Source organism: Candidatus Hydrogenedentota bacterium, from assembly GCA_012730045.1.
GTDB lineage: Bacteria > Hydrogenedentota > Hydrogenedentia > Hydrogenedentales > CAITNO01 > JAAYBR01.
In genome coordinates, this window is sequence record JAAYBR010000138.1 from 1 (window position 1) to 15,402 (window position 15,402).

Below are 15,402 nucleotides of genomic sequence, written 5' to 3' on the forward strand. Positions count from 1 at the left end.
TGGTATCGCTTCGCTCAACCACCGGCTAATGGCCCTCACCCCTCCGGGGTGAAGAGGGAAAGGACACCCGTATCCATGGCTTCATGGACAGAATTCCCGCCTTCGGCGGTCTGGGGCTCGCAATGACGGGTTACCCGCCGTCATTGCGAACGAAGTGAAGCAATCACTTGTCATAACGCCCCAATTCCGCCGCAGGCCCCCGCGGCGCGCGCCTCCGGGAACCCGCCGTTATTGCAGTTCCGGCATCGGCAGGCGCTCTCCCCGGAGCTGCCGGGCCTGGTCCTCGGGCAGATTGACCCCGTAGAAGACGGCGTTGCAGTCAATCCACAGAGCCAGACGCCGGAAGTCCTCCGGCGTCAGGCGCGCGTCCTGGTGGCCGGCGCGGAGCATCGCGAGCAGCCTGCTGCCGCGGGCGCCGTAGAGGCCGCCCGGAGGCGTCATCTGCACCTGGTTGCGCATGCCAAACCGCGGCACCAGCGCGGCCGCCGCCGTTTCGGGGTTCGTGTTTTCCCCGGCGAAATCCCGGTCACCGCACAGCGCCCAATAGGACCGCGTGAACCCGTTGAGGGGCTCGCCGGTCAGGTCCTTCCCCCCCTGGGGCGCCGGGCCGCCATGGCAGCGGACGCAATGCGCGTCCAGAACGGGCTGCACCGCGCGGACGTAGGAAAAGGGCTCGCCCTCGAAGGCCTTGGGGACTATGGGGGACGCGGGCCGCCGCGCGGCGGCGGGAATCGCGGACGGCGGCGCGTTCCCCCGGCCCTCATGGCAGCCGACGCAGGAGACGGTCTCGCCGGGCTGGAGGTAGGTCAGCGACCGCATGGTCTGGAAGGCCATTCCGTTTTCGTCGAGCAGCTGAAACAGGACGGGCGTGCGCGACGGAACGGTGAGATGGGCGGACCCGTCCGCCTCGACCGGCGCCTCCCCCAGCACGGCGCGCGCGTTCTCCTCCCCGGCGAGGCCGACGGGCGGCGCCCCGCCCACCGGGGTGGATTTGGGGAAAATCTGGACCACGCGGATTTCCTTGATGGAGCCCCGGGGCGTTTCGCCGAGCCCCTGATACACATCGGAGACGAGGACGCTCCCCGGGGCGTCCGCGTCCTGCGGCGGCGCGTCGGGCAGGACCGGCGGAACGGGGCGCGCCGCGAGCGGGCAGGCGTTCGTGCTGCCGATGGCGGGGTCGCGGTAGAGGAGTTCCCGGTTGCCGAACACGTCCACGAGGCAGAGGCCGAGGGCCTGCGGCGGATTGGGGCCGGGTTCCCACACCAGCGGCCAGGGGCTGTGGCTTGCCAGGAAGTACTTCTCCGACAGCGGCCACGGCGCGTCGTAGTACTCCCGGATGTCGCTCGACTCGGCCTCCGGAAACGGGATGCCCGGGGTGATCCGCGTCAGGGCGTCCTGTCCGTTGCTGCCCGCGTCCGGATCCACCACGACCAGCGGCCCGCCGGTGATGGAGTGGTGGGCCGCCGCGGTGAAGACCATCTTCCGGCTGTTGGGGATTGGCTGTGTCTGGAAGGTGCAGTGGGGCTTCGCCGTGGCGTTGCCCCAGAGGGCCGCGGGGTTGGTGCCGTCGGGACGGGTCGCCCAGAGCGTCTGATGCGTGACGGCGTCGCGGTCTATGTAGTCCCACCGGCTGTACAGAACCAGCCCCGTGTTGGAAACCGCCGGGAACCACTCGTTGGTGTCGTGAAACGAGAGCATCCGCAGGCTGCCGCCGTCCGCGTCCATGCGGTGCAGGGTGTACACATGCCAGCGCGGGCTGAACTGCGCGCCGAAACACCGGGCATACCCCCCCCGGCGGGTGGAGGAGAAGACGATGCCCCCGTCGGGAAGGTACGCCGGCATCAGGTCGTCGTAGGGGCCGTTGGTGAGCTGCCGGAAACCGGTCCCGTCCACGCCGGTATCGCAGACATGGTAGAACCCCTCGTCGGTCCCGTTGTCCAGCCGCGCCGGGTCGTAGTCCCCGCCCGCGGTCGCCACCAGGGAGAACAGAACGCGACCGCCGTCATACGACAGCCGGGGCTCAAGCACGGAGCCCTTCTCAAGCGCGCCGTTAAGGATGTCGCGCGCCGCGAAGGAATACCCCGGCCTTTCCAGGACAAAGAGGCCGCCGCCGGGCCGGGCCCGCCACCCGAAGTACTGCATCACGAGATGGCTGTACGAGGCCGGAACGCGCTTGCAGAAAAAGAGCGGGCCGAATTGCATGAGCGGGTTGCCCAGAGCGGTCTTTCTCCGCTGGGCATGGGCGCGCAGATAGCGCAGGCACGGTTCCCCGCGGGTGTCCGGCGGCGGGCACGGGACGCCGAGGTCCGCCGCGAGTTCGCCGGCCTTCTTCGCGGTCGAGCGGATCGCCGCCTCATACCCCTGCGGCGTCTCCTCAAGGCCGTCCTGCAAATGCCAGTCCCACTGGACGCAGGCCCACAGGTCCAGCTCCGGCGCCGCCTCCGGCCCGATGTCCCCGAGCACCTCCCTGAACGCCTTCCCCAGCCGGTCGCGGAAAGGCCCGAGATTTACCCGCGTCGTGTCCGACCGGCGAAGCGCCTCAAGCCGCGCGGCCCCGGCCGTCCAGGTGCCCCGGTAGACGCCCGCGGCAACGACCGGAAGACGGGATCCGGTCTTGTTCCGGATCCGCAGGGCCAGCCCCCCGTCCTCCGGGAAGGACACCTCAAGCCGCCACGGACAGGTGTTGACCACCGCGCCCGCAAGGCCGCAGGAGTCCTTGTCGTCCGCCAGAATGAACAGGGGAAGGCTGGACTCCCCCTCCAGCACAACGCTGCTTCCCGGGGTCAACAGGCGCTCGTGGAGGCAGAAATGGCGGTCGAAACTGTAGAGACGGGGGAATCCCGCGGCCATCTCCATTTCCATCTGGTAGGACCAGCCGTCCCGGGGCTGCGCCCCGAACCCTTCCGAGGCGCGGAACAGGACACCGTCGGCGTAGGTGATGACGGGATCCCAATGTGTCGTGTCGCACGCGATGGCGCCGCGCCGGTGAACAACGAACCGGATGCGGTCCCCCACCCGGACGTCCAGCGGCACCGCCGGGTCCGCGCCCCGGGCGTCATTCGCCTCAATGTCCTGCGTCCAGACGACCGCCGCGTTGTGGCGGATGCTTGCCCGCACGCCGTCGCCGCCGTTGGTGTCGGCCTTGCAGACCCGCCCGGATACAACCACCTTTCCATCGCGGGGAACCGTGAACAGGCGGACACTGGACGTCGCCTCGCCGGAATGCTGCCAGTCCTTTCCGACACGCGTCCAGTCCGGGCCGGTCCAGTAGGTGGACCCGTACCAGGTGTCCCCCGAAGGCTCCAGCTCCCGGAACCGGGCCCCGTCGCGCCCGCCCTCACACGGAAACGTCCAGTCCACGACGTTTGCCTGGGATTCGCCCAAGGCTGGGCGCTCGACCCGCGTGGTCAGGAGGTGCATCGCCGCATCGGGCAGCCAGTGCTGCGTCTGCCTCAGGACCCGGCGGGAACCCTGATCCCGGACGACGATCTCATGTGTCGTGGAGGTCTCGGCGCGAAGCTCCCCCTGCGGCGCGGCGAAAGACAGGGGCGCGCGGCCCTCCGGCTGCCGCGTCCACTCCGCGCCGGACGCCGTCTCCCCGGAAAGGAAGGGAGCCGCCCCGGCAGCGGCCGCCGCCCCAAATGAAAGGGCCACCGCCGCGAAACACGCCAAACCCGCGCGCCTGCTCATCATTCCTTTTTCTCCCGCGGGAAGTATATAGGAAGGAGGCTCCGGGACGGGTCCGCCGGACCGATGCCACCGGTGTGGGGCGGACCCGCGGCGCTTTCTAGAAGCGCGGCGCACCGGAAACGGGGTTTTCCTTCCCCTCCGCCTCAGGCGTGCTCGATGCCGGCGTGGTTGGCGATGTCTTCGCAGGTCGTGACGAGGTCGGCGCGGCTGAGGTCGTGGATGTCGGCGCGGCCGTTGATGCGGGCGAAGGCCTCCAGCTCGTGGCGCAGGACCGCCGCGAAGTTGGCGAAGCGGCGGGCGGACTGCTCGACGTCGAGCCGCGCGCGCAGGCCCGGGTCGTGGGTGGTGATGCCGACGGGGCATTTGCCGGTCTGGCACACGCGGTACTGCTGGCAGCCGATGGCGATGAGCGACGCCGTCGCGAGGGCCACGGCGTCGGCGCCGAGGGCGATCGCCTTGGCGATGTCCGCGCTGTCGCGGAAGCCGCCGGTGACGCACAGGGTGACCCGGCTCCCGGCCTGGTCGAGGAAGCGCCGCGCGCGGTGGACCGCGTAGACCGGCGGGAGACAGGTGTTGTCCTTGACGAACACGGGGCCCGCGCCGGTGCCGCCGCCGCGGCAGTCCACGGTGATGAAGTCGGGTTCCGCCGCGAGGGCGATGGCCAGGTCCTCCTCGATGTGGCACGCCGCCACCTTCACGCCCACGGGCCGGCCGTCAATCCATTCGCGGAGCTGCGCCACCGTGGCCGCGAGGTCCTCGGGCCGCTCCAGATGGAAGGGCCGCCCCGGCGAGATGGCGTCACGGTCGCGCGGAATGCCCCGGATCGCCGCGATCTCATCGGTGATCTTCGCCTGGGGCAGGTGGCCGCCGAGCCCCGGCTTGGCCGCCTGGCCGATCTTGATCTCCACGGCGTCCGCCTGGCGGACCGCCTCCTCGCGCCACGAGAAGGGCGCGGTGCCGATCTCGTAGATGTAGACGCCCGCCTCGGCGCGCTCCTCGGGCAGGAGCCCGCCCTCGCCGGAGCACATGGCCGTGCCCGCGCGCCTGGAGCCCCGCGCCAGGGCGATCTTCGCCTCGCGCGAGAGCGCGCCGAAGGACATGTGCGACACGTAGAACGGCACATCGAGCACCACGGGCTTCGCCGCCCCCGGCCCGATCACCGTGCGCAGGCTCACCGGCTCGTCCTCGTTCAGCGGCAGGCGCGACAACTGGACACCCTTGAACAGGACGGCCTCCCACCCCGGCACGGGGCGGCGCGTGCGCATGGCCGTGATCTCGCTCTCTCCCGACAGCGCCATCTGCTGGATGCGGGCCATGCCCGGCTCGCCGTCGTCTTTGTCCTTGCGCCACGCGGACAGGTAGCCGGGGTCCACGCCGCCCGGGCCCTCCGCCGCCGGGGCTGCGGGAGCCGTCACCGGCGCGGCAGTCACGGCGGGCTTCGGCGCGGGCAGGGGGGCCTGCTCTTCAAAGTCCCCCGGGCCCGCCCCGCACACCGGACATTCGTCCGGCGGCTCCGGCCCCTTGTGGACATACCCGCAGACGATGCACACCCATTCCTTTTCCATGGCGGACATAACGTATCCTCCCGGCAATGTTGGGGCGCGCCGCAGTCTTCTCCCCGCGCGCCGTGAAAACCCGCACCCTCGTCACCCCCGCGAAAGCGGGGGCCCATGCCTTCGGCTCGGGACGCAACCGGCCTACCCCGGATGGATTCCCGCGTGCGCGGGAATGACGGCGGGGGCGTTTGCCGCCTCACTTCACCTCGAAGAACCGCTCCTTCGGCGCGTTACACACGGGGCAGCGGTCGGGGACATCGTCGCCGACGTGCGTGTGGCCGCAAATCTCGCACACATAGATCGGCGCGGCCGCCAGATCGCCGCCCGCCTGCACCGCCGCCAGCGCGCCCTGGTACAGCCCGTGGTGCGTCCCCTCGACGGTCATCGCGTTGCGGAAGCTGATCTCCGCCTTGCGGTTGCCCTCGGCCACCGCCTCCTCCACAAACGGCGGGTACATTTCCTGGAACTCGTGCCCCTCGCCGTCAATCGCCTGCTGGAGATGCTCCAGCGTGGTGGTGACGCCGCCCATGGCGCGCAGGTGCGCGTGGGCATGCACCGTCTCGGCCTCCGCCGCCGCGCGGAACAGCTTCGCCACCTGCGGGAAGCCCTCCTGCTCCGCCTTCTTCGCAAACGCCAGATACTTCCGGTTGGCCTGGCTCTCGCCCGCAAACGCCGCCTGAAGATTGTCCATGCTGCTCATGATAGCCATTCCTCTCTGGTTTGCACGGCGCCCGGCCCCGGGGACGCTCCCCCGCCGGAACCGCGCCGCGCGGTCTTGTCAGGAAACCTTATCAAATGCGCAAACGCCATGCAAGCGCCCCCCGAAACGTCCGGCCGGGTGAGATGGTCGTGCCGTGAAGAAAGAGGGCGCAGCAAGCGGCGCCCCTACCTGCCCATGCCTTGGGCACACACGAAAACGCCGGGATCGCCGCCCGTAGGGTACCGCTTGCCGCGCCCTCTTCCCGGGAACACCCCTGCCACCCCCCGCATGCGGCGACGCGGCGAGCAGGGGTTCGGTCATTTCTCCCAGGTGAACGCCTCCCCCGCCGCGAGGGCAAGCGGCATTTTCTCGCCGTTGCAGACGAGCGTCGTCTCCACGGGGCGGTCGGCGCGCAGGGTGGCCTGCACGACCTTTCCATCGCGCCATTGCAGGTCCACCGTGAGGCCGCCGCGCGCGCGGAGGCCCGCCGCGCTGCCGTCGCGCCAGTCCGTGGGCAGGGCGGGCAGCAGCCGCACCGCGCCGTCGTGGCACTGGAGGAGCATCTCGATGATGCCCGCCGCGACGCCGAAGTTGCCGTCAATCTGGAAGGGCGGGTGGGCGTCGAACAGGTTGGGGTAGATGCCGCCGCGCTGGTTTCGCTTGCCCGTGCCGTCGGCGGGCTGGAGCATGTTGGCGAGCACCCTGCACGCGTGGTCGCCGTCGAGGAAGCGCGCCCACAGGCAGACCTTCCACGCCATGGACCAGCCGGTTCCGGCGTCTCCCCGGTAGATCAGCGACTGCTTGGCCGCCTGGAACAGCTCCGGCGTGGCCGGGGTGATCTCCTCGCCGGGGAACACGGCCCACAGGTGGGACACGTGGCGGTGGTCGTTCTTCGGGTCGTCCTTGTCCTCCAGCCATTCCTGGAGCTGGCCGTGCCGGCCGATCCGGTTGGGCGCGATGCGCGCGCGCAGCTCGTCCAGCCGCGCCGCGAAGTTCGCGTCCACGCCGAGGACGCGCGCCGCCGCCGCCGTGTCGGCGAAGAGCCCGCGGATGATCTGGTGGTCCATGGCGGGGCCCATGACGAGGCCGCCCTGCTCGGGCGAGTTGGACGGCCCGCTGATCAGCGGCTTCGCCGGGTCGCGCGGGTCCTCGACGAGGTACTGCGCGAAGAACTCCGCCGCCCCCTTCATGACCGGGTAGGCGCGGTCGCGCAGGAAGGCGTCGTCGCCCGTGTGCTGCCAGTGCCGCCAGAAGTCCTGGCAGAGCCACGCGCCGCCGGTGGGCCAGATGCCGTGGTCGCTGGCGTTGATGGGCGCCGCGCCGCGCCACAGGTCGAAGTTGTGGTGGAGCACCCAGCCGGGGGCGCCATAGTGCGCCTGCGCCACGCGCGCGCCGGACTGCGCCACCTCCTCCAGCGCGTCGAAGAGCGGCGCGTGGCACTCGGACAGGTTGCCCGGCTCGGTGAGCCAGTAGTTCATCTCCGTGTTGATGTTCACGGTGTACTTGCTGTCCCACGGCGGGGTGAGGCTGTCGTTCCACAGCCCCTGGAGCGTGGCGGGCTGGCCGCCCGCGCGGCTGCACGCGATCATGAGGTAGCGCCCGTACTGGCACAGCAGCGCGGGCAGGCTGGGGTCCGGCGCGGCGGCGTAGCGGCGGATCCGCTCGTCCGTGGGCACCCCCGCCGGGGCGGGCCCCAGGTCGAGGGACACGCGCCGGAACAGCGCCTGGTGGTCCGCGACGTGCTCCGCCCGCAGGGCGTCCCAGCCGCGCGCGGACGCGCCCAGCATCTCCGCGCACGCCGCCGCCGGGTCGCCGGACACGTCGCCGTAGTCGCGGTAGGACGTGGCCGCGGCAAGGTAGAACACCACCGCGTCCGCCTTCTCCACGCGGAGTTCGCCGCCCGCGACGGTGACGCTGCCGCCCTCGGCCACGGCCTGCAGCCGCGCCTCAAAGCGCAGGAGGCTCGGGATGGTCTCCGGATCCCCCGGCTCGAAACGGTAGTCGTCGGGCCGGCCCCGGAGGGCCAGACTGTCCGCGCCCGCCGGTTCGCATACCGCCTGCTGGTGCGGCGACGCGAGGCGCACGGTGCAGGAGACCGCGCCGGGCTGGTCCGCCGTGACGCGCAGGGCGAGGATGCGCGCGGGATAACTGGCGAAGACCTCGCGGCGGTACGTCACCCGCCTGGCGGTGTATTCCGTGACCGCCGTGGCCGTGTCGAGGTCCAGCGACCGGGTGTACTTCTTCACGCCGTCGGCGTGGTCGAAACGGATCAGCACGTCGCCGAAGGCCTGGTAGGGGAGCTGGCGCAGGGGCGCCGACATGAAGTGCTCCATGGCCAGGTCCTGCGCCTCCTTCTGCTTCCCCTCGAAGAGCAGGCGGCGGATTTCGGGAAGATATTCCGCCGCGCCCTCGCGGGCGTAGTCGCGCGGCCCCCCGGCCCACAGCGTGCCCTCGTTGAACTGGATGCGCTCCTCCGGCGCGCCGCCGAAGACCATCGCGCCCAGGCGCCCGTTGCCCACGGGCAGCGCCTCCACCCACTGCGCGGCGGGCTGCTCATACCACAGCGTGAGATTGTCCGGGGCGGCCTCCGCCCCCGCCGACACCGCAAAGACCAGCGCGCATATCAGTCCCATGACGAGTCTCCTTTTCCGCAGCGCTTGGCCGCGTCCACACCGTCCACACCGTCCACACCGTCCATACCGTCCACACCGTCCACACCGTCCATACCGTCCATACCGTCCATACCGTCCATACCGTCCATTTCTTCACACCCCGCGCGCGCGGAGCTTGGCGTCTATGAACTGCCGGTGGTTGAGCCGCAGCAAATCCATGAACCGGTGGGCGAGATGGTCCTCGTGGGCGCTGAGGACGCCGTCGGCGAGGAAGACGCGCCACAGCTCCTCCATCATCCAGACGCGCTCCTCCTGAGTGAACCTCTGGTTCACGGTGTTGGTGTGCTCAAAGAGCCCCACGCTGCCCTCCCGCGCGGCGGCGCAGGCGTCGAAGAGGTCGCGCACCTCGTCGTCGTCCAGGCCGAACTTGCCGCGCAGGGTCTCCGCCGCGCGGTCGGTCTCGGCGGGGTCGAGGGTGTTGTCCGCCGCGGCCGCCTCCAGCAGGAGCATGCACACCGCCCGCTGCAGGCGCTTTTCCCGCGTCTCTTTTTGCTCGCCCGGGTCGGCCTTCTTGAACCACGAACCCAGCATGGCGTCACTTCCCCCCTTCAAACAGGATGCGGACCTTGGGGCAGGCGAAATGCTCGCCCGCGCCGGGGGTCAGTTCCGCCCAGTGCCGCTTTTCCAGCGGCCCGGAGGGGTCGAGGTCATTGACCAGCAGGGAGAACCCGGCCGTGCCGCCCGCCTTCAGGGCAAGCCAGGGCAGCTCGGCGGCGGGAAAGGCCGCCTCGTACACCGTCCGCCGCCCGTCGCGCTTCACGGCAAGCGGCACGGCGGCGGTGACGGAGTCCACGCTCTTGTCGGGCCGCTCGTGGGAGAAGACCTGCGGCCCCTTCGGCGTGAGGCTGAAGCTCCAGTTGGACCCCTCCACCCAGAACTCCACGCTGTCGTTCATCCAGACCGTGTCGCCCGCAAAGGGCTGGAAGAACTCGTTGTCCTCCGCCTCCACGGCGAGATAGAGGTGCCCCTCGTCCCACATCACCCGGGTAAAGGCCCGGAGGTCTTCGGTGTCGGCGGGGTCAAAACTCACGCCGTAGGTCAGCGGCGCGGCGGGCGCGTCGCCCCACTCCGACAGGTCGCCGTCCAGCGTGACGGGGCCCCGCGCCTTCGGCGCGCGGAGCGTCGGCACCAGATTAATCTCCCGCGCCAGCGCCAGCGGCTTCCCCGTCTCCGGGTTGTCCACTTCGCCCTTCAGCGCGGGCACGGGAAACCGCGCCGTCCCCTCGGACCGCACGCGCGCGGTGGCCCGCGCCGTTGCGCCGGGCGCGGCGTTCAGGGTCATCTCCGGCGGGTCCACGGTCCAGCCCGCGGGCACGTCCCACCGGAACACGCCCCCGGCGGGGACCGCGAAGGGGTTTTCCAGCGTCATCACCCCTTCGCCCCGGAAGGGTTCTCCCAGCGGCACGGTGACCTCCTCCGTGGCGAGCATGCCCTTCAGGGCGCGCGCCCGCAGCACGCCCGCCTCGGTGACCGTGTCCGCGGGCAGCGTCGCGTGCGGCTTCACCACGGTCCACGACACGGCGTCCCCGCGCACCTTCTCGGCGAGGTGGCAGAAGAACCCGCCCTCCTCCGGCTCGCGCACCGCGCCCCCGGCGCTGCCCGCCACGACATACTGCACGCCGTTGCGCTCGCCCCAGTGGCGGTAGTAGTGCAGGTGCCCGGCGAACACGGCGCGCACGGGGTATGGTCTAATCATCTCCGCGATGTGCGCCCAGTCGCGGTTCCAGTTCCCCATGAACAGCGGCGCGTGGAGAAACAGGAAGAGGTGGCGCGCCGTGCTCGCCGCGAGGGCCGTCTTCAGCCATTCCCGCTGCGCCGCGCTGAACCCGTCCGGGTCGCCCGGTTCCTCCGTGTTCAGCACGACGCATTCCACGGTCCCCCGGCGCACCGTGTAGTTGAACGGGCCGACCCGCTCCTCATACACCCGCAGCACCTCGGGGTCCGTGTTCATCGTGTCATGGTTCCCCGCCACGGGGAAGAACGGCGCGTCGAGGGCGGCGACATTGCCCAGAAACTCGTCCCACATGGGCCCCACCTCGGCGGGAGGCCCGCCCATGATCATGTCGCCCGCGCAGACCACAAAGTCCGGCTTCAGCGCGTTCCACTCCTGGATCATGTCCAGGAAAACCTGCGGCGTGCCCAGCATCCCCCCCGGCTGCGGGTCCGCGCAGACAATGAAGTCCACCGCCTCCGCGCAGGCCTCCGGGGTCGCCGCCAGTTTCGCCAGCGACTTCTCCGCGAGGCTCTCCGCCCCACACCCCCCCGCCGCCAGCAGCGTGCACGCCGCAAGAAATGCAAACCGGGTTCCGTGCCTCATGAGTGGGTGCTCCCGCGCGGCGGAGTTGACGTGCCGACCGCGCCTGTCCCGCCATGGTAGACCATCCCCCGCCGCCCGGACAAGCGGTCGGCGGTCCCTGACCCGCCGAATAAGCGGCTGCGGGAAGAAATGGACCGGTGCCGGGGGCGGGACGGCATGGTATACTGGGCGCAGGAACTTGCGGCATGAACACGCCTTTGGACATAGACAGGGGGCGGCTCGCGTCTTTTTGCGCCCGGTGGCGTATTCTGGAGCTGGACCTGTTCGGTTCGGCATTGCGGGATGACTTCGGGCCGGAGAGCGATGTGGACCTGCTCGCGGTGTACGCGCCGGACGCCCGGATCACCCTGTTTGACGAGGCGCTCATGGAGGAGGAGCTTGAGACGCTGTTTGGCCGGCCGGTGGATCTGCTGAGTCGGCGCGCGGTCGAGGAATCCCCCAACTGGATTCGGCGCCAGGCCATCTTGGAAAGCATGGAGCCCCTCTATGTCGCGCCATGACGACAGCACCTGCCTGCTTGACATCGCGCATGCGGCACGGGCCGTTCTCTCGTTCATTGAGGGCATGGATGAGGCCGCGTTTCGTGGGGACTTGAAGACCCAGGCCGCCGTGCAGCATCAAATCATGATTATTGGCGAGGCGTCAAAGCACCTCACGCCGGCCTTTCGCGAAACCCACCCCGATATACCCTGGAACGCCATTGCGCGCATGCGAGACCGGTTGATTCACGGCTATGGGACGGTGGACCTGGGGGTGGTGTGGAGAACAGCAAGCGAGGCGATTCCCGAGCTGTTTCGCGCGGTCGCGGACCGCTGAACACGAAAAGACGCCGTTTCCCGGCGCCAAGGCCCCTGTAAACGGCTTGGGCCCTGGGGGCGTTTTCGTCCCGCCTTCGGCGGGTGAGCAAGACTGCGGCCCCGTCGGACCAGTCGGACAGGTCAGACCGGCCGGACTTGGGGGGGGAAAACAGAAACAGGCGCAAGGGGGAAACGGGCGGGAAAACAACCGGCGCGTCAGCGCTCCTGCTCGAAGTGGACGGGCGGGGTGATCTCGACGGTGCCGGCCTCGGCGCGGTTGCGCAGGGAGTCCACGAGGGGCCTGGCCACGGTGGTGTAGGCGAACCAGCCGAGGACAATGACGGCGCACACGGCGCCCCACACCTGGGCCTCGTAGACCCAGCGGGGCAGGGACCGGGGCGGCGCGTCGGGGGACGGCGCAAGCCGCGCAAGGCCGCGCCCGCTCCGGGATGACTGGAGCATGCACGCGTGGTACTGGGCGGTGAAGGACTCGGAGTCGAGGCCGAGCAGGCGGCAGTAGGACTGGAGGAATCCGAGGGCGTAGGTCTTCACCGGCAGCGCGGCGAGGTTGCCCTCCTCGAAATGGCGCAGGCAGTCGGTGGGCACATGGACGCGGTCGCGGACCGCGTCCAGGCACAGTCCAAGCTCCTCGCGCCTTTCGCGCAGCAGGTGCCCTGGAAACCGCAGCTGTTTCATGCCACTTCGTCCCTTGACGACTGTTTCTGGTCCACCAGAATCTCCCGCGCCTTGCTACCCATGTGCGGCCCGACGATTCCCCGAATCTCCATCATGTCTATCAGCCGCGCGGCCCGATTATACCCCAGACGGAGCCGGCGCTGCAGCATCGAAATCGAGGCCTGGCCCGACTGGAGGACAACATCCACGGCGTTATCATACTCAGGATCGTCCTCGTCCGCCAGTTTTTCCAGGTACTCCTTGGTTTTCCCAAAATTCTCCACCTCGTCGCGGTACTGCGGGGGGGCCTGCCGCTTGAGCCAGGCCACCAGGGCGTCCATTTCGTCGTCCGAAACGAAGGCCCCCTGGATGCGGTCGGGCTTGCCCTGCCCCGCGGGCAGGTAGAGCATGTCGCCCATGCCCACCAGGCGCTCCGCGCCGATCTCGTCGAGAATGCACCGCGAGTCCACCCGCGACGACACCTGGAAGGAGATGCGCGAGGGGAAGTTGGCCTTGATCACGCCGGTAAGCACGTCCACCGACGGGCGCTGCGTGGCGATGATGAGGTGGATGCCGACGGCGCGCGCCTTCTGCGCGAGCCGCGCGATGGAGTCCTCGACCTCCGCCCGCGCCAGCATCATGAGGTCCGCCAGCTCGTCTATCACGCACACGATGTAGGGCAGCCGGCGCACGACGCTGACGGAGCTGGGGCCGTCCCCGGCGTTCACGATCTCCACCTCGCCGTTCTCGACGCTCTCGTTGTACACCTCGATGTTGCGGAACTGGAGGTCGCGGAAAAGCTGGTAGCGCTCCTCCATCTCGTTCACCAGCCAGCACAGGGCGGCCGAGGCCTTCTTCACGTCCGTGACCACCGGGGTGATCAGGTGGGGGATGTCGTCGAAGATGCTCAGCTCGACCATCTTGGGGTCTATCAGGATGAGCTGGAGCTGCTCGGGCGTGTGCTGCAGCAGCAGGCTCGCCAACAGCGCCTTCACGCACACCGTCTTGCCCGCGCCCGTCGCGCCTGCCACCAGCAGGTGCGGCATGCGCGCCAGGTCCGCAATGCACACGTCGCCGCTGATCCCCTTGCCCAGCGCGAGGTTCAGCGCGCCCTTGCCCCGGCGGAACCCGGCGCTCTCCAGCAGCTCGCGCAGCACCACGGGGTCGCGCTCGAGGTTGGACACCTCGATGCCCACCCGCGCCTTGCCGGGGATCGGCGCCTCCACGCGCACGCCCTTCGCCTCCAGCGTCAGCGCGATGTTGTCCGTCAGCGCGAGGAACTTGCTCACCTTGATGCCCGGCGCGGGCTCCAGCTCGAAGCGCGTCACCGTCGGGCCCCGCGTGATGTCCGTCACCTTCGCCTCAATGCCGAACTCCGCCAGCGTCTCCTCCAGCACCGCGGCCGACCGCCGCAGCTTCTGCTCCAGATTCGGGATCACCACATGCTCCGGCGGGCGGAACAGCTCCAGCGGCGGCGCCGTGTATTTCTTCGGGTAGACGTAGCCCTCGGGCAGGTCGCCCTGGTCCCCCGTCTTCCGCCGCAGGCCGCGCGCGGGGGCCGCCGGCGCGGGCACCGGCGCGTTGCGCAGGGTCCGCGTCTCCTGGGCCGACGCGGGCGTGTGGATCACCACGGCGCGCGCGGGCTCCTGAACGGACGGCACGGCGGGCGCCGGCATCGCCGCCGGCTCGGGGAACGCGGGAACCGCCGGCCCGAAGGCCGCCGTGGACAGCGGGTCGTCGTCCTCGTCCTCGCCGTCGCCCAGGTCGAAAAGCGCCGCCGCGGACCCCGTCGCGGGCGCGGGCGCGGGCGCGGGCGCGGCCTCGTCGGGCGGCAGGTCAAAGGGAAGCGGCGCCGTCTCGGGATAGGGCGGCGCGGGGCGTTTGCGCACCGCGGGCGCGGGCGTGGACGGCACGGGAACCCCCGCCCCCTTGATGACCGGCTCGCCGCTCCACGGCGACCGGGTGTCCTGCGCGGCGGCCCCGGACGGGGCCATTTCGCCCGCTTCGGGGGGCGCGTCCAGCGGTGACTCGTCTGCGGGGCGCGGAGCAACACGCGCGCGCGCCCGGCGGATGCGCCGCCCCGTGCGCCAGCGGCGGTAGTGGCCGCCCATGCCCGTGCAGGCCGCCGCCAGGTACAGCAGCACGCGGCCCAGCACCGCCACGGCGCGGCCCGCGTAGACCAGCAGATGAATGAACAGGAAGTCTGTGCAAAGCAGGAGGCCGATGACCGCCGTCATCATGCCGATCACCTGCGACCCCGCGAACCCAAACCACGGCATCAGCAGGCGGTCCGTCACAAAGGCCCCCACCAGCCCCCCGGCCGCGTTGTTGCTCCAGCCCGACGCAAAGTCCATCTGCGCCAGCCCCGCCGCCGCCCCTGTCAGCAGCGTCAGCCCCGCCAGACGCGTCGCAGGACGGTCCAGCGGCTGCAGGCAGAACAGCATCAGCATCCAGATGAACGTCACCGAGTAGAGCAGGTGCGCCGCATCGCCGAAGAAGAGGGAAAGCGTCCCCGCAAGAAAGGCCCCCAGCGGACCCAGCGTGTTCGGCACCGAGAGCATGCCGTCAATCGGCCGCCCGTCCTGCACCGTCGCGTCGAACCCGTCGCCGATCAGCGATATCATCAGGGTGGCCGTCACGATGAGGGTGCAAACCCCCAGCGTGTAACATCGGCATCTGTGACTTAGCGACCTTTTTTTCTGCACCGTACAGGCTCCCTTGACGATGAGGTGGCCCTGACACCAAGACCAGTCTAGCAGAAGCCCGGCAATTTTTCAACCATATATTGCGTTGATTTCCGGCAAGAGCCCATATATGGGGCGCGCGGGCGCGGGGCTGGCCCCCTATATGCCGCCAACTCGTGCGCACACACTATAAATGGGGGCCAGTCCCCCCGCGCGAAGGGCGGCCTTCGGTCTCGCCGCAGAAAAACATGAGCGCGGCGGCGGGTGGTAGTCCCGCCGCCGCGCCGTCCCGGTCCCTTGACTTGGAGCCA

General features: G+C 70.0%; 10 protein-coding genes. 2 read left to right on the forward strand and 8 right to left on the reverse strand.

Going from position 1 to position 15,402, the window contains the following annotated elements:
- Positions 1 to 228 precede the first annotated feature (228 nt).
- The 6 genes from GXY15_14590 to GXY15_14615 form a co-directional block, all read right to left on the reverse strand.
- Positions 229 to 3,693: a hypothetical protein gene (locus tag GXY15_14590; protein NLV42437.1), complete on the reverse strand. Its 3,465-nt coding sequence runs from the start codon at positions 3,691 to 3,693 to the stop codon at positions 229 to 231.
- A gap of 140 nt (positions 3,694 to 3,833) precedes the next feature.
- Positions 3,834 to 5,282: a hypothetical protein gene (locus GXY15_14595; protein NLV42438.1), complete on the reverse strand. Its 1,449-nt coding sequence runs from the start codon at positions 5,280 to 5,282 to the stop codon at positions 3,834 to 3,836.
- Positions 5,283 to 5,442: 160 nt separating this feature from the next.
- Entirely contained in the window at positions 5,443 to 5,946 is a 504-nt protein-coding gene (locus tag GXY15_14600) for a rubrerythrin family protein (GenBank protein NLV42439.1), read from the reverse strand.
- 317 nt (positions 5,947 to 6,263) lie between these two features.
- Positions 6,264 to 8,579, reverse strand: a complete 2,316-nt coding sequence (locus tag GXY15_14605) for a glycoside hydrolase family 95 protein (protein ID NLV42440.1) — start codon at positions 8,577 to 8,579, stop codon at positions 6,264 to 6,266.
- Between the two features lie 132 nt (positions 8,580 to 8,711).
- The gene (locus tag GXY15_14610; GenBank protein ID NLV42441.1) at positions 8,712 to 9,149 is read right to left on the reverse strand and encodes a TerB family tellurite resistance protein; all 438 of its coding nucleotides are present in this window, start codon (positions 9,147 to 9,149) and stop codon (positions 8,712 to 8,714) included.
- A 4-nt stretch (positions 9,150 to 9,153) separates the two neighbouring features.
- A complete protein-coding gene (locus tag GXY15_14615) occupies positions 9,154 to 10,935 on the reverse strand; it encodes a hypothetical protein (GenBank protein ID NLV42442.1) in 1,782 nt (593 codons plus the stop codon).
- Positions 10,936 to 11,120: 185 nt separating this feature from the next.
- Here GXY15_14615 and GXY15_14620 point away from each other — a divergent pair, with 185 nt between their 5' ends.
- Together GXY15_14620 and GXY15_14625 are read left to right on the forward strand one after the other, a co-directional pair.
- Positions 11,121 to 11,435 carry a nucleotidyltransferase gene (locus tag GXY15_14620; GenBank protein ID NLV42443.1) on the forward strand — a complete coding sequence of 105 codons (315 nt, stop codon included), beginning with the start codon at positions 11,121 to 11,123 and terminating at the stop codon, positions 11,433 to 11,435.
- Positions 11,422 to 11,751, forward strand: coding sequence for a DUF86 domain-containing protein (locus tag GXY15_14625; protein NLV42444.1), 330 nt, complete (start codon positions 11,422 to 11,424; stop codon positions 11,749 to 11,751). Before GXY15_14620 ends, GXY15_14625 begins: the two co-directional genes overlap by 14 nt.
- A gap of 197 nt (positions 11,752 to 11,948) precedes the next feature.
- Here the strand turns inward: GXY15_14625 and GXY15_14630 are convergent, their stop codons facing one another.
- Positions 11,949 to 12,428, reverse strand: a complete 480-nt coding sequence (locus GXY15_14630; protein NLV42445.1) for a hypothetical protein — start codon at positions 12,426 to 12,428, stop codon at positions 11,949 to 11,951.
- Entirely contained in the window at positions 12,425 to 15,031 is a 2,607-nt protein-coding gene (locus GXY15_14635; GenBank protein NLV42446.1) for a DNA translocase FtsK, read from the reverse strand. Before GXY15_14635 ends, GXY15_14630 begins: the two co-directional genes overlap by 4 nt.
- Between the last annotated feature and the right edge of the window lie 371 nt (positions 15,032 to 15,402).